The sequence below is a fragment of the Peribacillus sp. FSL K6-5616 genome, from assembly GCF_038008245.1.
Lineage (GTDB): Bacteria > Bacillota > Bacilli > Bacillales > DSM-1321 > Peribacillus > Peribacillus frigoritolerans.
Window position 1 is genome coordinate 2,972,842 of the sequence record NZ_JBBOYT010000001.1, and the last position, 25,800, is coordinate 2,998,641.

The following is a 25,800-nucleotide window of genomic DNA, read 5'->3' on the forward strand; positions in this document are numbered from 1 at the left end:
CTTCTTAAAGTTCCTAATACTGCTCACCACTTTGCAAAAAGCAGCTCCACGGGGAATTCCACCTTGGATTGCCCCTCATGCAAATTACGTAGGAATTCCACTTTCTTTGCCGAATGAATACATGTTTTGTCATCTGTAAAGGAATTCCCCCATACTTATCGAATTCAACAAGCAAAAGGGGGAATCTCGATGAATACAAGTGCAGTTGCCCGGTTACTGAATGTTTCCCATAGTACGATTCAACGCTGGGTCACCCAATTGAACATGGAAGTAGAACGGAATCAGCTTGGCCACTACCAGTTTTCGGATGAAGACATTGCATTATTGAGAAAAATCCAAGATCAGCTGAACGAGGGCATCATTCTTCAAAAGGTCAGCATCTCAGAGAAAAAAATCAGAAAAGCAACCATCCAGAAACACTCCGAACCGAATAAAGAACATGATCAACTGCTTGAACGGGTCATCAGGCTTGAAAATGGCCTGAAAACAAAAGCGGACGATGTTGTATCCTATCAGCTTTTACAGCACAGAAGTGAAATGGAAGAAATGCACAAACTCGTTAAAAAGCTTGAAGCCCGTATCGAAGCGTTGGAAACACCAACGGGCCAGCCCTTTGATTATTTCCTCGCGGCTGAAGAAGCTGCTGCCACTAAAAAGACGAAGAAAAGGCCATTCATAAAAATGATTTTCGGAAACAGAAAGAACGATAGTTCATCATGGAGCACAGCCGACAGCGATTGACACCTATTATCAAGATCTTTCATGAGCACCCCACGGATAACCATCTTTGTTAGGCAAAGCATCTCTTCAGAAATAGGACCTGATCTTATTAATTACCCCAAAATAAAAAGGCCCTGACCCAAGATTAATCTCACCTGGGTCGGGCCTTTTCATCATCTTAAATCAACACTGCACGGTCATTGATCATTTTTTCGCCTTTGATGCGTTGGAATTCGTTAAGCAGTTTTTCGACGGTTAATTTCTGCTTTGCAGCGCCTCTGGCTTCAAAAATGATCTGTCCCTTATCCATCATGATCAGGGAATTTCCAAGATCGATTGCCTGCTGCATATTATGAGTCACCATCAACGTCGTTAATTGGTTCTTTTCAACGATTTCCTTCGTCAGGTTTGTAACAAGTTCTGCCCGCGAAGGATCAAGCGCTGCAGTATGTTCATCAAGAAGCAGGATTTTAGGATCGGTGAAGGTCGCCATCAGCAATGATAGTGCCTGACGCTCCCCTCCTGACAATAATCCCACTTTTGCAGTCATCCGGTTTTCCAAGCCTAAATGAAGGGTGCCCAAACATTCTTTAAAAAGTTCTTTCCGTTTTTTTGTCACCCCAAAGCCTAAACCTCTTCTATTGGTTCTGCCATAAGCAATTGCCATATTTTCTTCAATCGTCATATGCGGTGCAGTACCCAGCATGGGATCCTGAAAAACGCGTCCAATCATTTTTGCACGGGCATGTTCTTCAATGGCCGATACGTTTTCACCATCGATGATGACTTCACCGGCATCAGGGAGAATCTTACCGGAAATCATATTCATCAAAGTCGATTTACCTGCTCCATTACTACCGATGACTGTTACAAATTCACCTTTTGTCATCTGCAGTTCCAGATTTCCAAGGGCTAGCTTTTCATCTGGTGTTCCCTCATTGAACACTTTATAAATCTGATTTAACCGAAGCATATTCTTCCCTCCCTTTCGGTAAAGTGCCACCATGACGCATCTGTATTTCTTTAAGCCGCCTTTTCTTCCGGGTTTTTTCCTTTTGTTTATCGGAAATTTTTGGAATGACAAGTGCCCCGACCACAATAAGTGCCGTAATTAATTTAACATCTCCCGTTTCAAGGAATTCAACGCGAAGTGCCAAGGTTACGACGATTCGGTAAATGATCGCCCCTCCAATAACAGCCAGCGTAGCACGTGCAATCGTTTTTGCACCAAATAGAGCCTCACCGATTATGACGGATGCCAATCCGATGACAATGATTCCAATCCCCATGCCTATATCGCTAAAACCGTTATATTGGGCAACCAGGGATCCCGAAAAAGCCACAAGTGCATTTCCGATTGCAAGTCCTAAGATCTTCATGTTGCCGGTATGGGCGGAAAAACTCTTGACCATTGCTTCATTATCACCAGTCGCCCGTAAGGCAAGACCAATTTCCGTTTTTAAAAACGCTGACATTCCCGCTTGGATGACTACAGCCACAACCAGCATAACGATTAATATGGCCCACGTTTTTGGCAGGCTGTCACCGAGACCCACGAATGATAAAAGACCATTCAACAAATTGTCCAGTCCGGTGCCAACCCAGGCATCCTGGATATTCGTGATAATGGTTGTTTGGGAAAGCAACGGAATGTTGGATGCACCCATGATCCGCAAATTGATCGAGTAGAGCGCAATCATCATTAAGATACCTGCCAAGAGAGGATTGATTTTCCCTTTCGTATGAAGGAACCCCGTTATCGTCCCAGCGATGAACCCTGCCACCATGGCACTCAACGTGGCAACGATCGGCGAGTAACCGTTAACGATCATAATCGCGGCAACAGACGCCCCTGTCACAAAACTGCCTTCCACAGTCATATCCGGGAAATCGAGAATCCTGAATGTTAAATAGACACCAAGTGCCATGATTGCATAAATCATTCCCGACTCAAAAGAGTTGAATAAGGCTGAGAACATTTTTTTCTTCCTTCCCCGAACAAAAGCAGAGTTTATTTTACAAACTCAGCATCTGCTTTCCATTCTTCTTTTATTTCAACACCCATATCTTTTGCTGCTTTTTCATTGATGACCAATTTCAGTTTTTGTGGATATTGAACCGGGATATCTCCAGGTTTTTTACCATCCTTGAGGATTTCAACCGCTTTTTGCCCCGCTTCATAACCAATATCATAGTAACTGAAGCCATATGCTGCAAAACCGCCAGCATTCACGGAATCAAGCTCGCCGACAAACAAGGGGATATCTTGATCATTTGCCACGGAAATGACCGATTCCAGTGCCGAGACAACTGTATTATCAGTAATGATATAGAAAGCATCCGCTTTTCCGATTAATGATTCCGTTGCCTGTTTAACATCCGCTGAAGTCGATACGGACGCTTCCACGACTTTCAATCCAGCTTTTTTCGCTTCCGCCTTCACATTTTTTATTTGGACGACTGAATTTTGCTCCCCTGTGTTATAAACCGTTCCAATCGTTTTGGCGCCAAGCTCTTCCGCTAGGAATTTCATTGACTTGGCAATGGCTTCAGGATGGGAATCCGTCGTACCCGTCACATTTCCGCCTGGTTTTTCCAAAGAAGTGACAAGCTCCCCCGCTACAGGATCGGTAACCGATGTAAAGACGATCGGAATATCCTTGGTCGCATTTAAAGCACTTAGAGCACTAGGAGTCGAATTCGCAAATATCAGATCCACTTTATCCCCAACGAAGTTATTGGCAATCGTTTGGCTGTTGTTTTGGTCACCCTGAGCAATTTGAAGATCATATTTCGCATTGATGTCACTATCCTTCAATGCCGCCTGGAAGCCTTCATATGCTTGATCCAGGGAATCATGCTGAACGATTTGTGTCACCCCAATGTTGAAGGTATCCTTTCCGCTTTCATCCTTTGCCGCATCTTTTTCCTTTTCATTTCCACACCCAGCCAACAATAAACCTGCGACCAATGTCATGGCTGCAGCTGAATATAATTTCTTTTTCATATTTTCCCCCCGCTTTTTCCTTATTTAAAATAATGTTTTTCTATCGACGCCAGCTTTTTCGCTTTTATTTCCTAAATTATAATCGTTTAGTCCCAATTATTCCAATATATTTTTTAACTTTTTAGAATTTTTTGAGTTCTACATGTGAAACATGAAAAAAGCTGCTGTGAAAGGTATGGTAACTTTCACAGCAGCTTTTGGAAAAATCAATGTTCGACAACCTGGCTGACAATTTCGGTAACGGTAGCCCGATCAATTTTTTCTTTGCCTTCTTTTAGGGCTTTCAATGTGGCTTTTGCCAATTCCAAGGGTATTTTACAAAATTGGATGATTTCCTTCGTTTCAATCTCTCCAATGTACGCATCGGCTAATGCAAGATTACGCTCCGTATGGGCAAGCATCTCGTTAAAACCCCAGCCATCGGGATAAAAGTTCACACCACGTTCTGCATCTTCCTCACGGTTACGCAGGATATTGACCGTTTGGAGTCCACGGCCAAATGCGATGGCAAGTTCACGGTCCGTTTCGGTTCCGTCGTACCAGTTCCACATATCAGACAGCATGACCCCTACTAAACCTGCAACATAATAAGTGTAATCATCGAGTTCCTCTTCGTTATGGATTTGCCAGTCCTTAATAACCCATTTTGCCATGCCTTCGGCCATTTCCTTTGTCGACTCCAAGACTTTGCCTTTTGCACCGGGTGGACAAAATTCAACCCAGTCCGAAAGAAACAGTGTCACCTCAGGCAGGTCATCCTTATATGGTTCAAATAACTTTTGAAGATCTTCTTCCTTGAAATCCGCATCCGGCAGCTCACTAAGGGCCTGTAACAGGGAAACCTTACTATCTGCCGGAAGACCTGGGTGGTCCTCGATCTCATCAATGGCGCGCATGCAAAGGTATGCAGCTCCAATAGCCTCTTGTAATCCCTTTGGAAGATAACTGATTGGAATGAAAAAAGTCCGGCTTGTTTTTAGGAGAAAATCCATTGCTTTAGTATGTAGGTCACTTTTGTCAGTCATATTTACACTCCTTTAAATATCCAATGAACAATTGATTAATTATATCAAACATTGGCTTTGATTTCAGCTGCCCGATTCCTCTGAATACAAAGGAACTTTAATGGCCATTAGATCTTCACCCATGATCGTATTTGCAAAGATCGCTTTGCTTTCCTCTTTTAGCCTCTCAGCATCCTCTGGAGTATACCGTGAGCTGATATGGGTAAGGATTAGATGCTTAGCCCCCGCTTTCAAGGCCGTTTCTGCAGCCTGAACGGTGGTCGAATGATAATAGGCTGATGCCATTTCAGATTCTTCCGCTGAAAATGTAGCTTCATGAACAAGGTAATCCGCCGATTCAGCAAGAATGAGCGCATTGCTGCACATTCTTGTATCACCAAGAATCGTGATGATCCGGCCTTTATGCGGAGCACTGATATAGTCCTTCCCATTTATGACACGGCCATCATCGAGACAGACCGTTTGTCCATTTTTCAATGCTTTAAAAAGAGGCCCCGGCTTCACACCTTCGGAACGCAGCCGATCGACCAGTAGGCTGCCCGGACGATCTTTTTCCACAATCCGATAACCGATGCTGTAAATGCCATGATCAAGCGACTTGGCCGTCACTGTGAATTGTTCGTCCTCAAACACTGTGCCTTCTTCAATTTCGATGATTTCCAAGGGATATTTTAAATGAGTTCCACTCACCTGTAAGCTCGTCTTAATGAATGAATCTATGCCTTGTGGACCATATACGGTCAATTTATCCACTCCGCCCTGAAAAGATCTGCTGCTTAAAAAACCAGGCAGTCCGAAGATGTGGTCACCATGTAAATGGGTGATGAAGATCTTTTCAACCTTTCGCGGTTTGACCGCCGTTTTTAATATTTGATGCTGTGTTGCTTCCCCACAATCGAATAACCAAACCGTCCCTCGTTCTTCCAATAATTGAAGGGCGATTGATGTCACATTCCGCGCTTTGGCCGGAACGCCAGCGCCTGTACCCAATAAAACGAAATCCACTCATACTACCTCCGTTGCAAATACTTTATGCCTTAACTATAGCATAACCAAGGTGCTCTTTCATTTATGACCCATTAAAACAGAAACCAAATTAAACTTTTAATGAAATCTGAGAAAAAATGCGCAAATTGATTGCTTTGAGGGAAAGCTAAACGTAAAATTAGAAATTGGTACACATTCGGGAATTCCAACTTTATAGACAGATTTAACGGAAAGTTGAGGTTTTAACATGACAGAAAACAATAAACCCACAGCATTGATCATGATTTTTGGTGCTACCGGAGATTTAGCGAAAAGGAAATTGTTTCCTTCCATATATCGACTATTTCAAAAAGAGAAAATCAATAAGTTCGCGGTCGTCGGAGTGGCAAGGAGGCCATTGACGAACGAGGAGTTCCAAACAAGTGTCAAGGACTCGATTCTTACGTTCGGACATGCGGAAGAAAAGGTCGACGAATTCATTTCCCATTTCCATTATCACTCCCATGACGTCTCAAGTTCCGAATCATATTTGCAATTAAAAGACATTGCCGAACAATTAGACGGACACTATCAATTAGAAGGAAACAGGATCTTCTATTTGGCGATGGCACCTGAGTTTTTCGGAACGATTGCCGAACAGATTAAAGCACAAGGCCTGAGTGACACGGATGGATATAAGCGCCTGGTCATCGAGAAGCCATTTGGACACAGTTTTGAAACAGCCCAACAATTGAATGAGCAGATTCGGACTGCATTCGCTGAAGATGAAATCTACCGTATCGATCATTATTTAGGTAAAGAAATGGTACAAAATATCGAGGTCATCCGTTTTTCCAATGCCCTATTCGAGCCGCTATGGAATAACAGATATATATCCAACATCCAGGTTACTTCAAGCGAAACACTCGGCGTTGAAGAACGCGGGCGTTATTATGAAACCAGCGGTGCCCTAAGGGATATGGTCCAAAACCACCTGCTGCAAATGGTGGCCTTGCTTGCAATGGAACCCCCGATCGCTTTGACGACAGAAGAGATTAGAAGCGAAAAAGTACGGGCATTGCGTTCACTTCGACCAATGAAAGTCGACGAAGTCAACCAATACTTCGTTCGTGGCCAGTATGGTGAAGGAACGATAGATGGTCAAATGCTTCCGGCCTACCGAAATGAACATAATGTAAATCCCGAATCCAACACAGAGACCTATGTTGCGGGTAAATTGATGATTGATAACTTCCGTTGGGCCGGTGTTCCTTTTTATATCCGTACCGGTAAGAGAATGGATGTCAAATCAACGAATATCGTTGTTCAATTCAAAGATATCCCAATGAATCTGTATTATAAAACGGAAGAAACGCTGAATCCGAATCTTCTCGTCATCAATATCCAGCCTGACGAAGGTATCACATTGTACTTAAATGTCAAGAAATCCGGGACGACATCCAATACAAAGCCAATGAAGCTGACCGTCTCGAACAAAGGGATCGAACACATCAATTCTCCCGAGGCATATGAAAAGCTATTGTTTGACAGCATGCGCGGGGATGCTACAAACTTTACGCACTGGGACGAGGTTGCCCTCTCATGGAAGTTCGTCGATACCATTTCCAATGCATGGGAAAATACTAAAGACGAGTCTTTCCCTAACTATGAAGCGGGATCAACAGGTCCACTTGCATCCGATGAACTCCTGGCGGAAGATGGACATATTTGGTGGCAAGTCAAGAAAAATGAAAATAATGATTGAAATGAAAAAGGGATGCAGATTTGAATCTGCATCCCTTCTTCTTCATGAAACACTCTTCCTCAGCAATTTATTCCGGATAATATGAAACATTTCCTTGGACTTAGACATTTCTTCCTCTTTTTCTGAATTAAGCCAAAATGAAACACCGGATTCTAAGGCAATGAAAACTAAAAAAATGGCTACAGCCCACCAGATGATGAACATAAAGTCCTCCGCTCCTTCTCTCTCTTTCTGCCTACTGTATTCTACGGTCCGCCCATCTCTTTCAATGTTCATATTCCTTTTTCCACAGGTGTTTAAACCTAAAAAAAGCAAGGATGAATGTCATACATCATACTACGTTTTCCCTAAAAAAGGTAAATTAATTGGAACTATTTACAACTAGTTCATCTTTACCATTTTCACCCTATCCAAAAAGAATGGTAAGCCCTTGCTGAGGATACACTAAAAAAGGTGCTTAGTGACAGTACCGCTAACTTCGATGTGGAGGGATTAAACGATGGACATTCGTGAAGGATTAATTCCAACAGCGTTGGGCACAGCCGTGACAGCTGCGGGTTATGCAATGAAGCAGACCCGGGGTTCAAACAAAATGGTAGCTAATACGGTTTTTGGTTTCGGTTTGGCACATGTTGTATTAGGGGTCATTGACCTTGTAGAGCATCGGAGATAGTATTAAAAGAGGGGCGCCAAGCGCCCCCTTTTTACATGATGAAACAAAAAAGCCGGCTTAAAGGGGATCCCCTCCTAAGCCGGCTTGAACTTTTTATTTTTCCATCCATTCGGTATGGAACGTTCCTTCTTTATCAATGCGTTGGTAAGTATGAGCTCCAAAATAGTCACGCTGAGCTTGAATCAGGTTAGCTGGCAGTGTTTCTGTACGATAGCTGTCGAAATAGGCAAGTGCCGATGACAAGCAAGGAACCGGGATTCCGTTCATCACAGCCGTTGATACTACCTCACGTAAAGCTCCTTGGTAGCTTTCGACGATCCCTTGGAAGTAAGGATCTAGAAGAAGATTGTTCAAGTTCGCTTCACGATCGTACGCTTCCTTGATTTTTTGGAGGAATTGTGCACGAATGATACAGCCGCCACGGAAAATCATCGCGATTTCCCCATATTGCAAGTTCCAGCCATTTTCTTCTGATGCTGCTTTCATTTGTGCAAATCCTTGTGCATATGAACAGATTTTGCTCATATAAAGTGCTTTTCGGATACTTTCAATCAAAGCTTTTTTGTCGCCTGTAAATGAATCGGTTTTTGGACCACGAAGGATTTTACTCGCTTCGACACGCTCGTCCTTGATTGCTGAAATAAACCGGGCAAACACGGATTCCGTAATGATTGGAAGCGGAACACCAAGATCAAGCGCACTTTGACTTGTCCATTTACCTGTACCTTTTTGGCCAGCTTTATCTAAAATGACATCGACCATCGGCTTGCCGGTTTCTTCATCATATTTTTTGAAAATATCAGCAGTAATTTCAATTAAATAGCTATCAAGTTCCCCTTCATTCCATTCAGTAAAGACTTCATGGAATTCTTCAGCAGATAATCCAAGAAGATTTTTCAGAAGGAAATAAGATTCGGAAATCAATTGCATGTCCCCATATTCAATTCCATTATGTACCATTTTAACATAATGACCTGCCCCATCCGGTCCGATATATGTGCAGCAAGCATCCCCATCGACCTTAGCTGAAATGTCCTTCAAGATCGGTGCAACCAGTTCATATGCTTCTTTTTGACCTCCAGGCATGATGGATGGACCTGTCAGAGCTCCTTCTTCCCCTCCTGACACGCCTGTACCGATGAAATGGATGCCAAGCTTGCTTAACTCCTCATTACGGCGCTGAGTGTCCTTGAAGAAGGTATTTCCTCCATCGATAACGATATCACCTTTTTCAAGCAGCGGTTTTAATTGCTCGATTGTTGCATCCGTTGCCGCTCCGGCTTTAACCATCAATAAAATTTTGCGTGGTGTTTCCAAAGAATGGACGAATTCTTCAAGCGTATAAGCGGCTGTTACGTTTTTGCCTTCCGCTTCCTTCATCATCTCGTCCGTTTTTGATCCTGAGCGATTATATACGGAAATTGAATATCCCCTGCTTTCAATATTAAACGCAAGGTTCTTGCCCATTACGGCTAATCCGATAACGCCAATCTGCTGTTTTGTCATGACTCATCTTTCCCTTCTCTATATCTTTACACAGCTCGTACGCTATTCTTTGTCAAAAGAAGGATCATTCCTCCTGGATTGCTCAAAGAAATCTTTGCTGAAGCTAGTGTCTGTTCCTATTGAACGGTTTTTCAAGGGTAATCCCTTTTTAATAATATTTTCTCCGTACTTATTTTGCAAGTGTTCCATCGCTTCATACAGAGGTTCTTTTTCTGCATCCTCTTGAAAGGAGAAAATATCCAGTTGCTTGTAGGCCGACTCTTTTTCGATGACATCATAGGCAGTGACACCAAGAAGCCTGATTCCTTCCCCATTCCAATTTTTCATGAAGAGATCGATAGCTCCATCCAAAATATCCTTTTTTTCAAAAACAGGATTAGGAACCGTTCTGCTTCTCGTTATTGTGCGGCGGTCTTTGTAACGGATCGTCACACCTATTTTTTGACCAAGGAGGCGTTTATTTCTCAAACGGACGGCAACTTTCCCGGAAAGCTTTTCCAATACACCGATCAGTTCTTTTTGATTGGTGGAGTCATGCGGAAGAGTTGTCGAGTTCCCAATGCTCTTATGCTCAAAAATCGCTTCGGGATCCACTATCCTCGGGTCAATTCCATTAGCCCTATCCTTCAAACGGATGCCATTGATCCCAAGAAGCTGTTTAAGTTGACTATCATTGGCTTGTGCAAGGTCCCTGATCGTCATTATCCCGATAGTTTGAAGCTTTTCCGATGTCTTATCCCCGATGCCATGCATATCGCCCACTTGTAAAGGCCAGAGCTTTTCCGGAATGTCCCGTTTCCTTAACACGGTGATACCCATAGGTTTCTTCATATCAGAAGCCGTTTTGGCCAAAAATTTATTAGGGGCAATCCCGATACTGCAAGGGAGATCCATCGTATTAAAAATTCTTTCCTGAATGCTATTGGCTATATCTAAAGGCGAACCCAATTCGGCGCATTCACTGATATCCAGATACCCCTCATCAATCGAAACCGGTTCAACCATCTCTGTATATTGCCTCAAAACATCGAAAATAGCCAGTGATGCCTTTCGATAGCGCTCGAAATTCGGTTTCTGAATGACTAATTGAGGACATAATTTTTTCGCCTGCCAAATCGGCATGGTCGTTTTAACCCCGAACTTCCTCGCCTCATAGCTGCAGGTGACGATTATGCCCCTTCTCTCTTCAACATTCCCTGCAATGGCAAGCGGTTTGCCTTTCAATGAAACATCATATGACATTTCCACTGAAGCATAGAAACTATTCATGTCTACATGGAGAATGACCCTGCCATTTTTGGGATACATGTCCTTCATGCTTGACCGTCACATCCTTGTAAAAATAAAAAACATTTCTATTAAAGTACCCCTATTTATCTTTGGTAACCACGGTGAAAGATGCTTCCACTCCAAGAAAAACAGCCATCATGTCATTGATGACTGTACATATATTCCTTCAATACTTTGAACATCTTGACCTATTATGGGTGATTATTCCCCTGAAACTTCTTTGATGATAGTGATGACCATTTCAGCTAGCTTCGTTAATTCCTCAACTGGAATTCTTTCATTCGTAGTATGGATATCTTCATAGCCCACTGCGAGATTGACAGTAGGGATGCCAAAGCCTGCAATGACATTTGCATCGCTTCCACCGCCGCTTTTAACCAGCTCGCATGGACGGCCGATTTTCTCTGCTGCCTTTCTTGCGATTTCGACAACATGGTCACCAGCACCATATTTAAAACCAGGATACATGACGGTAACTTCAACTTCAGCACGTCCGCCCATTTCAATGGCTGCAGTCTCGAAAGCCTCTTTCATTTTCGCTACCTGTATTTCCATTTTTTCAGGGATCAAGGATCTTGCTTCTGCAAGGATTTCAACATGGTCACAAACAATATTGGTTTGCTGTCCCCCCTGGAAACGTCCGATATTGGCTGTCGTTTCCTCGTCGATTCTGCCTAATGGCATTCTAGAGATTGCTTTGGCAGCGATCGTAATGGCCGAAACGCCTTTCTCTGGAGCGACACCAGCGTGAGCAGTCTTGCCTAAAATGGTTGCGGACACTTTCGCCTGAGTAGGTGCAGCAACAACCACATTGCCCACTTTTCCATCACTATCAAGTGCAAAACCGAATTTAGCCGTTACAAGGGAGCGATCCAATGCCTTTGCCCCTACCAAGCCAGATTCTTCACCGACTGTAATGATGAATTCGATGGTACCGTGTTCGATATTCTGTTCTTTCAACACTTTAAGCGTTTCTAACATGACCGCTAATCCAGCTTTGTCATCCGCCCCTAAAATGGTCGTTCCGTCTGACACTATGTATCCATCTTTGATGGAAGGCTTGATTCCATTCCCCGGTACAACCGTATCCATATGGGAGGTGAAATAAATGGTATCTACGCCTTCTTTCGTTCCTTTTAAAGTACATACTAAATTCCCTGCACCATGACCGGTGACTGCTGTTGTATCATCTTCAAAAACTTCTACACCTAGTGCCCCGAATTTTTCTTTCAGCACTTTGGCGATGGCTGCTTCATTTTTCGTTTCGGAATCGATCTGCACCAATTCCATAAATTCATTAACTAAACGTTCTTCATTAATCATAAAATAAAACCTCCAAAAAAGTTTTCCTCTTCAATTATACTTCTAAAAGCGGCGCCCCGGCAAATAATGTGGCATGCTGATCCTAAAGACCGTTTTAAAAAGTGAATGATGACTTATTTATTTCAAAAGGATATCTTGGCCCCGTATGGAAAAGAGCCCAAAACAGATAAGTTTGGGCTCCTTGCAACGTTTGATCACAATGGGATATTTCCGTGTTTTTTCCAAGGTCGAGTTTCTTTTTTGTTGCGTAGCATATCAAGAGATTGAATGATCTTAATCCTGGTTTCACGGGGATCGATAACATCATCCACCATTCCAAGACTTGCGGCAACATATGGATTGGCGAACTTCTCACGGTATTCTTCAATTTTAGCTGCTCGTGTCGCTTCCGGATCCTGGCTATTTTGAATTTCACGGGCAAAAATGATATTTGCCGCTCCAGCAGAACCCATTACAGCGATTTCAGCATTCGGCCATGCAAATGTAAGATCCGCACCGATGGATTTACTATTAAGAGCCACATAAGCTCCTCCGTATGCTTTTCGCAGAATGATCGTTAATTTAGGTACTGTTGCTTCCGAATAAGCATATAGCAGCTTTGCACCGTGGCGAATGATCCCGCCATGTTCTTGTTTAACGCCGGGGAAAAACCCTGAAACGTCTTCAAACGTAATAAGCGGAATGTTAAACGAGTCACAAAAACGAATAAAACGGGCAGCTTTATCTGATGAATCTATATCAAGTCCCCCTGCCAACACCTTTGGCTGGTTACAGACAAGCCCCACAGATTTCCCTTTGATTCGCGCCAAGCCGACCACTATGTTTTTCGCAAAGCCCTCTTGCACTTCCATAAAGGAATCCTCATCGACAACCTGCTCCAATACTTTCCGAACATCATATGGACGGATCCCTTCATAAGGGACTACATCCGTTAAGTCCGGCCGGTAGTCATCTCCCTCATCCGCTTCCAAAACCGGCGGCTTCTCTTCATTATTTTGTGGAAGATAGCTCAGGAGCCGTCTTACGTCAGCCAAAACTTGCTCCTCAGATGCTCCTTTGAAATGGGCATTACCGCTTATGGTATTATGTACAGTCGCTCCGCCCAATCCTTCGGATGAAATCTTTTCACCTGTAACCGTTTCAATGACTTTAGGGCCTGTTATGAACATTTGGCTCGTTTTTTCAACCATGAAGACAAAGTCGGTAATGGCTGGGGAATATACGGCTCCGCCTGCACAAGGTCCCATAATAACCGAAATCTGTGGAATGACCCCTGAATATATGGAATTCCGGTAAAATATTTGGCCATATCCGTCAAGCGAAACTACGCCTTCTTGAATACGCGCTCCGCCAGAATCGTTCAAACCTATGAAAGGGGCTCCATTTTCCGCTGCCAAATCCATAACATTGGCAATTTTCAGAGCATGCATTTCACCGAGTGCACCGCCAAAAACAGTAAAATCCTGTGAAAACAGATAGATGTCGCGGCCGTTGACCTTTCCGTAACCGGTGACAACCCCTTCTCCCGGCCCTTCTTCCTTTTCCATGCCGAAATTGGTATTACGGTGTTTGATAAAAGGATTAAGCTCGATGAAAGTACCTGGATCAACTAGAAGTTCAATTCTTTCCCTTGCCGTAAGTTTGCCCTTATCATGCTGCTTATCGATTCTTTCTTCACCGCCGCCCATTTCCACTTTGCGGCGTCTGTCATATAGGTCATTGATCGTATCATAAATGTCTGTCATTTCTGCTCCTCCTTTGATAATGCTTGTTCACAAAGCTCATATAATACTCCCGCGGTAGACTTCGGATGAACGAAAGCAACATCCGCATTGTGCGCTCCCTTTCTTGATGAATCATCAATCATGCGCAATCCAGCTTCTTTGATTTCTTTTATTCTATCTTCGATGTCTTCGACGCCAAGTGCCACATGATGAATCCCTTCACCGCGTTTTTCGATGAATTTGGCGATTGGGCTTGCAGGTGACAACGCTTCCAACAATTCCAAACGGGTATTGCCTGCCAGGATGAAGGCCACTTTCACTCCTTGGCTCTCCACTGTCTCGATTCCTTCAAGTTTCAATTTCAACGTTTCCGTGTAAAGCGGCAAGGCTTCATCTAGTGACTTGACGGCAATACCGATATGATCGATATTTTTAATCATCATAAAAACCCCCATGCTATGTATTATTGGATGACTCCATTAAAATACTACTAATCTTGCATTAAAGCCTTTTAAGATTCGGAATAATATGAACATTATACTTTTACTTGTTTCTACTAAATGTTCAAGTTAAAATAAAATCAATCAAACTGTATTGAGGGAGAGAGCATATGGGAAACAAGAAAATCAGAAAGATCGTCGTGTATTTAATGCTTATCTCAATGTTATTAACGAGCTTATTATCAGGTATCGCATTTCTTATGTAATAGACACCGTAATGGGGAGGGGAGCAAAAAGCTTCCCTCTCTTTATTTTATCGCTCCGTTTTTCTTAGCCAGCGTTTTGAAATCCTCGTTCGATAGGGCGATTAACACCTTAGTGCCGATGGGGACTTTTTCGTACAAACGCTCCACATCGGATTTATGCATCCGTACACAGCCATTTGAAATATATTCACCAATCGATGATGGCTGATTCGTACCATGTATGCCGTATATCCTCCCATCGGTATTTCGTGCATCGAAGCCAATCCACCGCGACCCCAAAGGGTTCCTCGGATCACCGCCAGGAATATTCTTTTTCCGGTAATATGGATTGACCGCTTTTACTTTGACCGTGAAGATCCCTTCAGGTGTCAGTTCCTGACTCTTTCCCGTACCGACCGGCAGAATCTCCTTGACCTCGTTATCATCAATGAACGCCAATTTATTGTTGGCTTTATTGATGATGATAAACGGATCGCCAGGCTTAACCGATTGAGGCTGGGCCTGTACCTGTAACGGCCACAAAGATAGCATAAGCAACAAAGAAAGGATCCATTTCATTTGTATCATTCCTTTTCTTTTTTGCTTAGTTTAAGCCAAGTGCCTCTTTTTCATTCGGTTGCCGGTCAGCTTGGGTAATCCCTTGAAGGAATGCTTCAACAATAAATAGCGCTCCATTTCCTTCATGAGCTGCAGTAATGCAGCCCTGGATTCGAACTCTTCACGTGTCTGCGGCAGTGCCATTCCCCTAAAATGAATCTCCATTTCTTCAAGCTTCTTCAGATAAAGGATGGCCGTATTTTGTGGGTGGACGTTTTCTGCCAAATCTTCTATAAAATCTGCCACTATCCCACTTTGCTTGACGACCAACGGAATATTCGTGACCAGGGGAAGAATTCGTTCAATTATTTCAAATTGCTTTTCACGCATTTTGAAATAATGGTAATACAGGTCTTCTTCCCTTAAGAAATGATTTTCCACGTCCCTGAAGGCAAGGCTCTTGGCTTGATTAAGAAGATTGGCTGTTTCGGTGATTTCCTTACCATCCCATGTGTGATCATTATCCCTCAAATATCGGACAATTCCCATCAAGATCGCACTGAAGTTCGTTTCGATATTTTCCTGATAGGCCAGCAGTTTGTCATCGACACTGGGCATGTACAGATTCATGACAAGTGCCACTCCAACTCCAACTGCAATTAATATCGTTTCATTGATCAGCAGGGAAAAAGTGATGTTACCGGACCCGTATAGGTGCATGATGATGACGCTGCTCGTCACGATCCCCTCATTAATCTTCAAGGCCACTGTCGTTGGAATGAAAATCAAGAGAATCAAACCTATTATCAGCGGATGAAATGCGATGAACTGAAATAATAGGGATGCATAGGCCATTGCAATCAAACAAGCTAAAAACCGGTGCCAGGAGGCATACACCGACTTCTTTTTTGTAACTTGGATGCATAAGATCGCAATGATTCCCGCGGCAGAGAAATATTCGAGATTAAGCATTTGTGCAATAATAATTGCCAGGGTGGCCCCCAAAGCAGTTTTAATCGTCCTGTATCCGATTTTAAACATTGTTATGTATCACCTGGCTCTTTCTCTATCTATTATAATACTATCAGGAAATCAGATATTTTTACAGTCCTTTGCGAGTTAAATTTCCAATTTTTCTAAATACATGCACGCAAAAATACATTATAGGAAAAAAATAAAAAAAGGTAACTAAACGTTACCTTTTTTCACAATTATATACTATTTGCTTTAGCTTATAAAACTTTTTCCAAGAAGTCTTTTGCACGCTGGCTTTTCGGATTGGAAAAGAAATCTTCCGGAGCACTTTCCTCAACGAGCAGACCCCCGTCCAGGAATAGTACTCGATCGGCCACTTCTTTGGCGAATCCCATTTCATGCGTTACAATCAGCATGGTCATCCCCGTATGTGCCAGTGACTTCATAACCTCGAGCACTTCTTTTACCATCTCGGGATCAAGCGCTGAAGTCGGCTCATCGAAAAGCATTACTTCCGGGTTCATTGCCAATGCCCGTGCAATCGCGACCCTTTGTTTTTGTCCGCCTGACAGACGATTCGGATAAGTCGATTCTTTATCGGCCAAACCGACTTTAGTCAATAGCTCACGAGCTTGTTTTACAGCCTCGGCCTTTGATAATTTTTTCACCTTCATAGGTGCATATATCAGATTCTCCAGTACGGTTTTATGTGGAAATAAATGAAAATGTTGAAATACCATTCCGACATTTTCACGCACTTTCATGATATTGGTCTTTTTTTCAGTGATGATTTGATCTTTAAACCTGATTTGACCATCAGTTGGAGTTTCAAGCATATTGATGCAGCGTAAGAAAGTTGATTTTCCCGAACCGGATGGACCGATGATCGCTACCACTTCACCCTGTCCTATCTCGGTGCTGATTCCTTTTAAAACTTCGAGCTTACCATAATTTTTTTTGAGTCCATCAATTTTAATCACTGCGTCTCATTCTCCTTTCAATCACTTTGCCTAAGATGGTGAGAATCATGACCATCACATAATAAATGAGACCGGCAAATAAAATCGGCTCGAAGAATTTATATGTCTCACCGCCGACAATATAAGCACGGCGCATGATATCCCCTAATCCAATAATTGTTACAACGGCTGATTCCTTCGTTAAGGAAATCAATTCGTTAACAAGGGATGGCAGGATGTTCTTGATGGCCTGCGGAAGGATAATATTAAGCATCATCCCTGAATAGGGAACCCCAAGTGCAAGTGCAGCCTCTCGTTGGCCTTTATCGACCGCTAAAATGCCTCCCCTGATAATTTCAGAGATATATGCAGCTGAATTTAGCCCGAATGCTAAAAATGCTGCTTGGAACGCTTCGATCTGAATCCCTAATATTTGTGGTGAACCAAAATAAATCAGCATTAATTGCAGCACCAAAGGGGTACCGCGAAAAATGGATGTATAAAAGTCAGCAATCCAATTCAATGGCTTGATTCTGCTGATTTTAAGTATAGATAATAATATTCCCAAAACAAATCCGATTACTGCCGCTACCGCTACAACCTTTAATGTAGTCGGTATTCCCTCCAGGATATATGGAAGGGAAGGCATAATCCTTTCAAATTCCAGATTCACTCCATTCATCCTCTCTTATGAAGGCCGTTATCTTTGGGCCTTCCTCCTGCTTCATTTTATTAACAATAAAGCGCGGAAAAACGTTCAGAAGGCATACCAAATCTCTTCTGAACGCTTTTCGTCTCTCTGCATTATTCAGTTTCACTGCCACCGAACCATTTTAATATTAATTTTTCCATTTCACCATTTTCCATCATTTTTTTCAACTCGGCATTGAATTCTTCAGTTAACTTGCTTCCTTTTTGGAAAGCGATTGCCGAACCGGCATCTTGTTCACCGGACTCGATCAAATGCCCCACCAATTCTTTATTATCTTTCAAGTAGCCTTTTGCCACAGTATCTTCCATGATCACGGCGTCAAAACGTCCTGTTGACATTTCTTGAACAACCTCAGGAATACGATTCCTTTTTTCAACTTTCATCCCGATATCTTGGGATTTATTCAAGTCATTTGCCAATGTCTCCTGAATGGATGCAAGCTGTACGCCAACCGTTTTCCCTTTTAAATCTTCAACAGTTTTGATTTTACTGTCCTTTGTCGTGATGATCATGTTTTTAGCTGTATAGTAAATATCACTGAAATCGACTGATTGCTCACGTTTTTCAGTTGGAGTCATTCCAGAGATAACGAAATCGACCGATTTATTTTCCAGGGCAGGCACAAGACTATTAAAGTCAATGTCCTTCACTTCGACCTCATAACCTAATTTTTTTCCGATTGCTTTAGCGATATCAATGTCAAATCCTTGGATTTCATCACTTTTAGATGTTTCAACAAATTCAAATGGCGGATAATCCGCAGATGTTCCCATTACCAGGACCTTCTTGTCTTCATTGTCAGCTGTGTTCTTATCTTCTTTCTCTGATGTTCCGCATGCCGCTAAAATACCTACTAATAAAATAGAAGTAAGCAACAATGCTAACTGCTTTTTCAACTTCATTATTATTCCTCCAAAATGATATTTTCAATTCTTTTGTTATTAAATTAGGTTAGTTAAATTTCGAATAACTAATATTCATACACTAATGTGTATTTTAACACACTCTAATAATTATTCAATAACGTAAATAATAGATTCATTTTTCAGAATATTATTATAATTACACATCTGGGCTTCGTGCTTTCTCACCAAAGGTAATATATCCGCTTCCATATCTATCTTCTTTCCCAAAAGTTCGTGACTTATGCAATTTCATGAATAAAAAAAACCGCCGATTGGGCGGGTTCAGACTGTAGACAAAATTCGAACAAAAGCCAGTTTTCATATAGTTTTTTTTCTTAAAAAAGTATTTCTGTTGATTCCAGAAATCCGCTCCCTTTCCGCCGACTGTCTGCCAAGCCTCCTCAGCGCAAGCGCCTGTGGGGTCTTGGCTAGCCAGTTACTCGGCAGGAGTGTCGCAAATTTCTTCCATCCATTAAGGAATACTGTAAAAAAACATGAAGGGTCACCTATTCTTAAATTTGGTTCGGGATGTGTCCAGCCTACAGTTTTTTTAAAAATTACATTTCTGTTGATTCCAGAAATCCGCTCCCTTTCCGCCGACTGTCTGCCAAGCCTCCTCAGCGCAAGCCGCCTGTGGGGTCTCGGTTAGCCAGTTATTCGGCAGGAGTGTCGCAAATTTCTTCCATCCATTAAGGAATACTGTAAAAAAACATGAAGGATCACCTATTCTAAAACTTGGTTCGGGATGTGTCCAGCCTACAGGTTTCTAAAATTACATTTCTGTTGATTCCAGAGATCCGCTCCCTTTCCGCCGACTGTCTGCCAAGCCTCATTAAAGCAAGGGCTTAAAAGCCAATTATCCTGGAGGGTTTCGTAATCGATGCGATCCAATTATGATTTAAAGTAAAAACCACATATGAAATTCTAGTCTTGTTCTAAGATCATGGTTCGGATGAGACCATTCCGAACCTCTTTTTGTCGACAAACTAAAAACCCGCCGATTGGGCGGGTTTTTTGGTTATCGATATGGATTAAACTTCTTCGCAATATTGATCGAAGTAGTCTTGTAATTTTTCTACTACAGACATCGGGTGGTGCCCTTCAATTTCATGACGTTCTATCATGGTGATGATTTTTCCATCCTTCAGCAACGCAAATGATGGGGATGACGGCGGATATCCTTCGAAATAATCACGGGCTTTTTCCGTCGCCTCTTTATCTTGCCCAGCAAAAACGGTTACAAGCTGATCTGGGCGTTTATCATTATGGATTGCATGAGCAGCTGCAGGTCTAGCTATTCCCCCAGCACAGCCACAAACGGAGTTTACCATAACAAGTGTCGTTCCTTTTTGTGCAAATACTTCCTCTACTTCTTCGGGAGTGGTCAGTTCTGTATATCCAGCAGTCTTAATCTCATCGCGAGCCTGTTTGACTACGTCGTTCATTAAAAAATTAAAATCCATATTCATGGCATTTGCTCCTTCCAAGTTTTCTCTTCAATCCTATCATAACAATTGCCTCTTCGTGATTCAATAAATTTACCTGTTAAAACCGCATAATCCGTTCCGAACATGTTTAAAACGAAAGGGGAGCGGGAATCATGTGTGTAACAACAAGACTTACAAAAGGATGGGGCAGGCGTGGGAGATGATCCATGCCTGCCCCATCCCATTTATTTTTCATTAGACTTAAATGTTTCGGCAAAAGATTGAAAGGCCTGCTTAACAGCAGCAGTGACCGTTTTATTCCCTGACATCACTTGATTCTCGAGTATAGGGAGAAGACTCTTGACGGTTTCATTTTTATAAAACATCGTTTTAAGCTGGTGATCGATCAATGAATAAAGCCATTCCCTAGATTGCATTCTTCTCCGTTCTTGAAAAACACCCGATTCCTTGGTCATATGGGAAAATTCATTCAATACATCCCAAAGTTCAGGAATTCCTTTACCGGTTATGGCGGAACAAGTATATGCCTTTCCTGCCCAACCCTTTGTGGCTGGCTGAAGGAAGTGCAGGATTCTGCTATATTCGGATTTCGTCCTAATCGCCAGGGGGAGGTTCTCGCCGTCGGCCTTATTGACAACAATTCCGTCCACAAGTTCCAGAATCCCTTTTTTCATCCCTTGCAATTCATCTCCGGCACCCGTTAGGACAAGAAGCATGAAGAAGTCGACCATACTTCGAACTATAGCTTCACTCTGACCGACCCCGACAGTTTCTATCAGTATCACATCAAATCCTGCCGCTTCACAAAGCAACATCGTTTCCCTCGTTTTGCGGTGAACCCCGCCCAGAGTTCCTTCGGATGGTGAGGGTCTTATGAAGGCATGGGGGTTTCTAGCCAGTTCCTCCATCCTAGTCTTATCGCCCAGTATACTTCCGCCATTGACCGAAGAGCTTGGATCGACGGCTAGAACGGCAACCTTATGGCCCCTGTCACATAAGTAGGTTCCGAACGTCTCGATGAAGGTACTTTTCCCGGCACCGGGCACTCCGGAAATCCCGATTCGCATTGAGTTCCCTGTATGAGGAAGGATGCTATGCAATAATTCCTGTGCATGATCCAAATGATGGGATGCATTGCTTTCAACCAATGTAATCCCTTTGGCTAGCTTGGCCCTGTCCCCTTTTATGATTCCCTCTTTAAGTTCATGGACCGGTATGTTTACATTATGTTTTTTGACGAATTTGCTTTTTGAAGGTTTGTTTTGGCTGGCTGCTAATTCCACACCTGGCTTTAATGAAGAAGCAAAACCTTCCTGATTGTTAAGATCGACCCATTCCGGCTTCTTGTCTTCACTCATTATTGGGCCACTTCCTCATATCCGAGGCGATTGTATATTTCCTGAAGCACTTTCTTTGCTGCCTGCGGAATGACCGTTCCAGGTCCAAAAATGGCTGTAGCGCCATTTTCCATAAGATAATCATAATCCTGTGCAGGGATGACGCCGCCTACGATCACTATGATGTCCTCTCGTCCCAAGTTCTTCAGTTCCGTCATAAGCTGCGGCAACAATGTTTTATGGCCGGCAGCAAGCGAACTCATTCCGACTACATGCACATCATTTTCCACGGCCTGGATGGCGGTTTCTTTCGGTGTTTGGAATAATGGACCGATATCGACATCATATCCTAAATCCGCAAACCCCGTTCCGACTACTTTAGCTCCGCGATCATGACCGTCCTGGCCCATTTTAGCCATTAACAAACGCGGTCTTCTTCCTTCATTTTCAAGGAATTCTTCCGTCATGCGGACGACTTCCTCAATTTCCGCTTCTTTTGAGTATGCCGAGCTGTATACGCCGCTGATAGAACGGATCGTTGCTTTGTGACGCCCAGCCACCTCTTCGATCGCATCGGATATTTCACCTAATGAAGCCCGTACTCTTGCTGCTTGCACAGCCAGTTCAAGAAGGTTACCCTCTCCAGTTCTGGCAGCCATTGAAAGCGCTTGAAGAGCTTCATCCACCTTTGCCTGATCACGTTTCGCTTTTAATTCGCTCAAACGCTTAAGCTGACTTTCCCGAACTGCTGTATTGTCAATCTCCAGTATTTCAATCGGATCTTCTTTTTTCAACCGATACTTATTGACGCCTACAATCGTTTCATCTTGAGAATCGATTTTAGCCTGACGCTTTGCAGCGGCTTCCTCGATCCTCATTTTTGGAAGGCCGGTTTCAATTGCCTTCGCCATTCCTCCCAGACCTTCGATTTCTTCTATGTGCGCCCAAGCCCGTTCGATCAATTCATTAGTGAGCGATTCTACATAGTAAGAACCCGCCCATGGATCGATTACTTTTGTGATCCCGGTTTCCTCCTGCAGATAGAGCTGTGTATTACGTGCAATACGTGCCGAGAAATCCGTTGGCAGGGCAATGGCCTCATCCAATGCATTAGTATGGAGCGACTGTGTATGTCCAAGTGCAGCAGCATGCGCTTCAATAAGGGTCCTTGCGACATTGTTAAACGGATCCTGCTCGGAAAGGCTCCAGCCGGAGGTTTGGGAATGAGTCCTCAATGCCATCGCTTTATTATTTTTCGGTTCGAATTGTTTCATCAGTTTTGACCAAATGAAACGAGCCGCCCGCATTTTCGCGACTTCCATGAAATAGTTCATTCCTACAGCCCAGAAGAATGACAGACGTGGTGCAAATTTATCGATATCAATGCCTGCTTTCATTCCGGTACGTGCATACTCAAGCCCATCCGCCAACGTATAGGCAAGTTCGATATCAGCCGGCGCCCCCGCTTCTTGCAGATGATAACCGGAGATGGAAATGGAATTGAACTTGGGCATATATTTGGAAGTATACTCAAAGATATCAGCTATGATTTTCATGGACATTTCAGGCGGGTAGATATACGTATTCCTAACCATGTATTCCTTTAAGATGTCATTTTGAATCGTGCCTGAAAGCTTATCCTGTGTTACGCCTTGTTCTTCAGCTGTCACGATATAAAACGCAAGGATCGGTAATACTGCACCGTTCATTGTCATTGACACGGACATCTGATCAAGCGGAATGCCGTCGAACAGGATCTTCATGTCAAGAATGGAATCAATGGCAACACCCGCCTTCCCCACATCACCGACAACGCGTGGATGATCGGAGTCATAACCGCGGTGTGTAGCTAAATCAAAAGCAACTGAGAGCCCTTTTTGCCCCATCGCCAGATTACGTCTGTAAAACGCATTGGATTCCTCAGCAGTCGAAAAACCTGCATACTGCCGTACCGTCCAAGGACGATTGACATACATCGAAGGATAGGGCCCCCTTGTAAAAGGAGCGATGCCTGGCACACTTTCCATATGTTCCAGGCCGCGAATATCTTCCTCAACATAAAGCGGTTTGATTTTTATTTGTTCATTGGTTTCAAACAGAAGATCCTCAATGTTTTTCCCAACGGCTTTTTCGACTTCCTTTTTCCATGCTTCCACTGTACCTTTCATCTCGGACTTAGCAGGATTTATAGCAGAAAAATTCGGTTTTTTCATTTCAGTTCACCCCTAGCTTCTGCAATAATTCAAGTAAAATGGATATTGCATTCGTTTTAACATGGATAAAATCTTTGACCCCGGCTTCTCTTAGTGTAATCTCCAATTCTTCTTGCTGCTTGCCGGCACTATAAATAGTGATTTCAGGGAATTGCTTTTTAATTTCTTTAATGATGACTGGCGCTAATTCCGAATAGTCACCATCACTGCCGCAAAGACAATAGATTGGGAGCTTGGTCGCAGCTACATAATCGATTGCTTCCTCAACGGTTTGACATCCCTTACTGCCGATTGTTTCGATACCACCTGCTGCCGCAAGACTTTGAACGAAATCTGCACGAGGTTTATAGGATTTGAGATTTTTCAAATTAATTAAACCGATAGTTAGAGCCGTTCCGCTTATTCCTTTAAACTTTTCACTGCGTAGTCTTATCTGTTCGAACTGACTGGATACCCGTTCCAATTCAAGTGGGGTAATGCCAAACGGCTTCGAAACTTTCATATATGACACCTGTTTATCCTTTGTCGTGGTTTTAATTTTATCAGCGGGATTCGGATATACATTCGTTCCGATGATACTTTCTTTTCTGAAAGCCGCATTTTGAACTCTTCCTTGGAAAACTTCAGCTATTTCTTTCTGAAGGGTACCTTGTTTAATTAGCTCCAGAATCCCTCCAGCTGCATCGATTTCAAGGAATTTTGCCCAAGCCTTTTCAGCCAATTCATCCGTTAATTGCTCAACATACCATGAACCGCCAGCAGGATCGACAACTGTTGTAATATTTGTTTCTTCTTTTAAAATCAAGTGAGTATTACGGGCAATTCTTTCTGAAAACTCATCGGTTTTACCTGTTGCGTGTGTAAATGGATGGATTTGAAGATATTGAATGCCTCCGATAGCTGCTGCAAAAGCTTGGTTCGTGGTCCGAAGAATATTGACGTGCTGATCATATAGCGTTTCTGTCAACTCGGAAGTTACGGCATGTATCGTCATTTTAAAATGGTCCGATGCTGTATCGAAAGCTTCTGCAAGACCTGCCCAAAGCCTTCTGGCAGCCCTCAGTTTAGCGATGGACATGAAGTAATTTGAATCCACTGCAAACGAGAATACTATTTTTTCAGAAACCGCAGCAATAGAAAGCCCTTGCTTTTGCCCTTCCAATAGATATTGGACGGCTGCCGATAATCCGTAAGCTATTTCTTGTACGGCATTGGCTCCTCCATTATGGTAGACTGCCGTATTAATCAAAACTGTTTTTAAGTCACTGCCTACCTTCTGATAATCCTGGATCGTCTTCAGCCATTCTGCAAAATAGTTATCCGTATCTTCTGGCAGCTGACCGCAAATGAGCCATTCTGCAATTGGATCTTCAGCAATGACGCCTGTCAATTGGGTATTTTGTGCTTCGGCAACAGCTTTGAATTGAGGGAATAATTCTTTTTGTTTCCCCTTAAGGTCAATGAAAACCGGCATTTCTTTTAATGGTATTTCCTTAAACAATGTTTCAGCCCTTGCTCCCTCGGAAAGCAATCTTGCAGGGTATGCCACGACATTTTGACCGCGCTTGAATGCAGCCCTCATCTTTTCATTTGCTTCTTCAGCCGTGATACCGCTTACAGGTTGAACGACAAGCCAAGGTTTGTCATGATATCCCGTTGGGGACGTTCCTCGGGTGAAAGGGAAAAATCCTGGCAATTCAGCTACTTTTTCCGTTGATTCCGCCTTTTCTGTATAGAGTGGACATAAAGCGATGCCCTCATATGTATTCGTTTTAAGCTTTTCTACACTTTTCCCTTTTAAACTTGCTTCCGCAGCTTCTTTCCACTCTTCATAAGAAGGCTTAGGAAAGGTTATGTTTTTTACATCTTTCAGTTCCATCTGTAATCGCTTTCTTATCCTCATACGCCCTTTTCCTTCATTGGGAGAACGAACGCTCAGTCAGTTTTGGATAAGAAAACCACCCTCCCGTCAATTTGATTTGGATTATACTAACATTCTACCATAATTT

The 25,800-nt window shown here is 42.9% G+C and carries 24 protein-coding genes; 4 read left to right on the plus strand and 20 right to left on the minus strand.

Annotation, left to right across the window (positions count from 1 at the left end; all coding sequences use genetic code 11):
* The first annotated feature begins 189 nt into the window (after positions 1–189).
* Positions 190–741 carry a MerR family transcriptional regulator gene (locus tag MHB45_RS14220; protein WP_053087356.1) on the plus strand — a complete coding sequence of 184 codons (552 nt, stop codon included), beginning with the start codon at positions 190–192 and terminating at the stop codon, positions 739–741.
* A gap of 157 nt (positions 742–898) precedes the next feature.
* Here MHB45_RS14220 and MHB45_RS14225 read toward each other — a convergent pair whose 3' ends face one another.
* The 5 genes from MHB45_RS14225 to rnz form a co-directional block, all read right to left on the minus strand.
* Entirely contained in the window at positions 899–1,693 is a 795-nt protein-coding gene (locus MHB45_RS14225; RefSeq protein WP_048678506.1) for an ABC transporter ATP-binding protein, read from the minus strand.
* Positions 1,668–2,699: an ABC transporter permease gene (locus tag MHB45_RS14230; protein ID WP_048678508.1), complete on the minus strand. Its 1,032-nt coding sequence runs from the start codon at positions 2,697–2,699 to the stop codon at positions 1,668–1,670. Before MHB45_RS14230 ends, MHB45_RS14225 begins: the two co-directional genes overlap by 26 nt.
* Before the next feature lie 32 nt (positions 2,700–2,731).
* Positions 2,732–3,727, minus strand: coding sequence for an ABC transporter substrate-binding protein (locus tag MHB45_RS14235; RefSeq protein WP_048678510.1), 996 nt, complete (start codon positions 3,725–3,727; stop codon positions 2,732–2,734).
* A 206-nt stretch (positions 3,728–3,933) separates the two neighbouring features.
* Positions 3,934–4,752, minus strand: coding sequence for a squalene/phytoene synthase family protein (locus MHB45_RS14240; protein WP_048678511.1), 819 nt, complete (start codon positions 4,750–4,752; stop codon positions 3,934–3,936).
* 63 nt (positions 4,753–4,815) lie between these two features.
* Positions 4,816–5,757, minus strand: coding sequence for a ribonuclease Z (gene rnz / locus MHB45_RS14245; protein WP_048678514.1), 942 nt, complete (start codon positions 5,755–5,757; stop codon positions 4,816–4,818).
* A gap of 229 nt (positions 5,758–5,986) precedes the next feature.
* Here rnz and zwf point away from each other — a divergent pair, with 229 nt between their 5' ends.
* Entirely contained in the window at positions 5,987–7,483 is a 1,497-nt protein-coding gene (gene zwf / locus MHB45_RS14250; RefSeq protein WP_048678516.1) for a glucose-6-phosphate dehydrogenase, read from the plus strand.
* A gap of 42 nt (positions 7,484–7,525) precedes the next feature.
* Here the strand turns inward: zwf and MHB45_RS14255 are convergent, their stop codons facing one another.
* Positions 7,526–7,759 (minus strand): hypothetical protein, encoded by a 234-nt coding sequence (locus tag MHB45_RS14255; RefSeq protein ID WP_202186188.1) that lies wholly within the window; start codon positions 7,757–7,759, stop codon positions 7,526–7,528.
* 223 nt (positions 7,760–7,982) lie between these two features.
* On the opposite strand from MHB45_RS14255, the gene MHB45_RS14260 reads away from it, so the two are divergent.
* The gene (locus MHB45_RS14260) at positions 7,983–8,156 is read left to right on the plus strand and encodes a hypothetical protein (protein ID WP_034308217.1); all 174 of its coding nucleotides are present in this window, start codon (positions 7,983–7,985) and stop codon (positions 8,154–8,156) included.
* A 93-nt stretch (positions 8,157–8,249) separates the two neighbouring features.
* On the opposite strand, the gene gndA is transcribed toward MHB45_RS14260, so the two are convergent.
* From gndA to mce, 5 genes are all read right to left on the minus strand, one after another.
* Complete coding sequence (gndA, locus tag MHB45_RS14265) at positions 8,250–9,662, minus strand: NADP-dependent phosphogluconate dehydrogenase (RefSeq protein ID WP_072273206.1); 1,413 nt, start codon at positions 9,660–9,662, stop codon at positions 8,250–8,252.
* 42 nt (positions 9,663–9,704) lie between these two features.
* Positions 9,705–10,979 carry a DNA polymerase IV gene (locus MHB45_RS14270; protein WP_253349592.1) on the minus strand — a complete coding sequence of 425 codons (1,275 nt, stop codon included), beginning with the start codon at positions 10,977–10,979 and terminating at the stop codon, positions 9,705–9,707.
* A 174-nt stretch (positions 10,980–11,153) separates the two neighbouring features.
* On the minus strand, positions 11,154–12,275 hold the full coding sequence (locus MHB45_RS14275; RefSeq protein WP_048678525.1) for a tripeptidase T: 1,122 nt from the start codon (positions 12,273–12,275) through the stop codon (positions 11,154–11,156).
* Between the two features lie 194 nt (positions 12,276–12,469).
* The gene (locus tag MHB45_RS14280) at positions 12,470–14,020 is read right to left on the minus strand and encodes an acyl-CoA carboxylase subunit beta (protein ID WP_072273207.1); all 1,551 of its coding nucleotides are present in this window, start codon (positions 14,018–14,020) and stop codon (positions 12,470–12,472) included.
* Positions 14,017–14,442: a methylmalonyl-CoA epimerase gene (gene mce / locus MHB45_RS14285; protein WP_072273208.1), complete on the minus strand. Its 426-nt coding sequence runs from the start codon at positions 14,440–14,442 to the stop codon at positions 14,017–14,019. Before mce ends, MHB45_RS14280 begins: the two co-directional genes overlap by 4 nt.
* A gap of 167 nt (positions 14,443–14,609) precedes the next feature.
* On the opposite strand from mce, the gene prli42 reads away from it, so the two are divergent.
* Positions 14,610–14,705, plus strand: coding sequence for a stressosome-associated protein Prli42 (prli42, locus tag MHB45_RS14290; RefSeq protein WP_152908319.1), 96 nt, complete (start codon positions 14,610–14,612; stop codon positions 14,703–14,705).
* 42 nt (positions 14,706–14,747) lie between these two features.
* On the opposite strand, the gene MHB45_RS14295 is transcribed toward prli42, so the two are convergent.
* The 9 genes from MHB45_RS14295 to MHB45_RS14335 form a co-directional block, all read right to left on the minus strand.
* Complete coding sequence (locus MHB45_RS14295; RefSeq protein ID WP_048678533.1) at positions 14,748–15,263, minus strand: L,D-transpeptidase; 516 nt, start codon at positions 15,261–15,263, stop codon at positions 14,748–14,750.
* Between the two features lie 30 nt (positions 15,264–15,293).
* Positions 15,294–16,283 carry an aromatic acid exporter family protein gene (locus tag MHB45_RS14300; protein ID WP_048678535.1) on the minus strand — a complete coding sequence of 330 codons (990 nt, stop codon included), beginning with the start codon at positions 16,281–16,283 and terminating at the stop codon, positions 15,294–15,296.
* A gap of 191 nt (positions 16,284–16,474) precedes the next feature.
* Positions 16,475–17,197 (minus strand): amino acid ABC transporter ATP-binding protein, encoded by a 723-nt coding sequence (locus tag MHB45_RS14305; protein WP_048678537.1) that lies wholly within the window; start codon positions 17,195–17,197, stop codon positions 16,475–16,477.
* Positions 17,190–17,849 (minus strand): amino acid ABC transporter permease, encoded by a 660-nt coding sequence (locus MHB45_RS14310; RefSeq protein WP_034311315.1) that lies wholly within the window; start codon positions 17,847–17,849, stop codon positions 17,190–17,192. Before MHB45_RS14310 ends, MHB45_RS14305 begins: the two co-directional genes overlap by 8 nt.
* A 131-nt stretch (positions 17,850–17,980) precedes the next feature.
* On the minus strand, positions 17,981–18,784 hold the full coding sequence (locus MHB45_RS14315; RefSeq protein ID WP_176474321.1) for a transporter substrate-binding domain-containing protein: 804 nt from the start codon (positions 18,782–18,784) through the stop codon (positions 17,981–17,983).
* 1,040 nt (positions 18,785–19,824) lie between these two features.
* A complete protein-coding gene (locus MHB45_RS14320) occupies positions 19,825–20,262 on the minus strand; it encodes a BrxA/BrxB family bacilliredoxin (protein WP_034308239.1) in 438 nt (145 codons plus the stop codon).
* Positions 20,263–20,465: 203 nt separating this feature from the next.
* The gene (gene meaB, locus MHB45_RS14325) at positions 20,466–21,599 is read right to left on the minus strand and encodes a methylmalonyl Co-A mutase-associated GTPase MeaB (protein ID WP_063594082.1); all 1,134 of its coding nucleotides are present in this window, start codon (positions 21,597–21,599) and stop codon (positions 20,466–20,468) included.
* Positions 21,599–23,791 (minus strand): methylmalonyl-CoA mutase, encoded by a 2,193-nt coding sequence (scpA, locus tag MHB45_RS14330; protein ID WP_053535666.1) that lies wholly within the window; start codon positions 23,789–23,791, stop codon positions 21,599–21,601. The genes meaB and scpA overlap by 1 nt, the downstream gene beginning before the upstream one ends.
* Before the next feature lies 1 nt (position 23,792).
* Positions 23,793–25,694: a methylmalonyl-CoA mutase family protein gene (locus MHB45_RS14335; RefSeq protein WP_161922379.1), complete on the minus strand. Its 1,902-nt coding sequence runs from the start codon at positions 25,692–25,694 to the stop codon at positions 23,793–23,795.
* Positions 25,695–25,800 lie beyond the last annotated feature (106 nt).

Bases quoted from the DNA above. Each gene is read 5' to 3' on its own strand.
- MHB45_RS14220 (WP_053087356.1), top strand. From the start codon at position 190: ATGAATACAAGTGCAGTTGCCCGGTTACTGAATGTTTCCCATAGTACG.
- MHB45_RS14225 (WP_048678506.1), bottom strand. From the start codon at position 1,693: ATGCTTCGGTTAAATCAGATTTATAAAGTGTTCAATGAGGGAACACCA.
- MHB45_RS14230 (WP_048678508.1), bottom strand. From the start codon at position 2,699: ATGTTCTCAGCCTTATTCAACTCTTTTGAGTCGGGAATGATTTATGCA.
- MHB45_RS14235 (WP_048678510.1), bottom strand. From the start codon at position 3,727: ATGAAAAAGAAATTATATTCAGCTGCAGCCATGACATTGGTCGCAGGT.
- MHB45_RS14240 (WP_048678511.1), bottom strand. From the start codon at position 4,752: ATGACTGACAAAAGTGACCTACATACTAAAGCAATGGATTTTCTCCTA.
- zwf (WP_048678516.1), top strand. From the start codon at position 5,987: ATGACAGAAAACAATAAACCCACAGCATTGATCATGATTTTTGGTGCT.
- MHB45_RS14255 (WP_202186188.1), bottom strand. From the start codon at position 7,759: ATGAACATTGAAAGAGATGGGCGGACCGTAGAATACAGTAGGCAGAAA.
- MHB45_RS14260 (WP_034308217.1), top strand. From the start codon at position 7,983: ATGGACATTCGTGAAGGATTAATTCCAACAGCGTTGGGCACAGCCGTG.
- gndA (WP_072273206.1), bottom strand. From the start codon at position 9,662: ATGACAAAACAGCAGATTGGCGTTATCGGATTAGCCGTAATGGGCAAG.
- MHB45_RS14270 (WP_253349592.1), bottom strand. From the start codon at position 10,979: ATGAAGGACATGTATCCCAAAAATGGCAGGGTCATTCTCCATGTAGAC.
- MHB45_RS14275 (WP_048678525.1), bottom strand. From the start codon at position 12,275: ATGATTAATGAAGAACGTTTAGTTAATGAATTTATGGAATTGGTGCAG.
- MHB45_RS14280 (WP_072273207.1), bottom strand. From the start codon at position 14,020: ATGACAGACATTTATGATACGATCAATGACCTATATGACAGACGCCGC.
- mce (WP_072273208.1), bottom strand. From the start codon at position 14,442: ATGATGATTAAAAATATCGATCATATCGGTATTGCCGTCAAGTCACTA.
- prli42 (WP_152908319.1), top strand. From the start codon at position 14,610: ATGGGAAACAAGAAAATCAGAAAGATCGTCGTGTATTTAATGCTTATC.
- MHB45_RS14295 (WP_048678533.1), bottom strand. From the start codon at position 15,263: ATGAAATGGATCCTTTCTTTGTTGCTTATGCTATCTTTGTGGCCGTTA.
- MHB45_RS14300 (WP_048678535.1), bottom strand. From the start codon at position 16,283: ATGTTTAAAATCGGATACAGGACGATTAAAACTGCTTTGGGGGCCACC.
- MHB45_RS14320 (WP_034308239.1), bottom strand. From the start codon at position 20,262: ATGAATATGGATTTTAATTTTTTAATGAACGACGTAGTCAAACAGGCT.
- meaB (WP_063594082.1), bottom strand. From the start codon at position 21,599: ATGAGTGAAGACAAGAAGCCGGAATGGGTCGATCTTAACAATCAGGAA.
- scpA (WP_053535666.1), bottom strand. From the start codon at position 23,791: ATGAAAAAACCGAATTTTTCTGCTATAAATCCTGCTAAGTCCGAGATG.
- MHB45_RS14335 (WP_161922379.1), bottom strand. From the start codon at position 25,694: ATGAGGATAAGAAAGCGATTACAGATGGAACTGAAAGATGTAAAAAAC.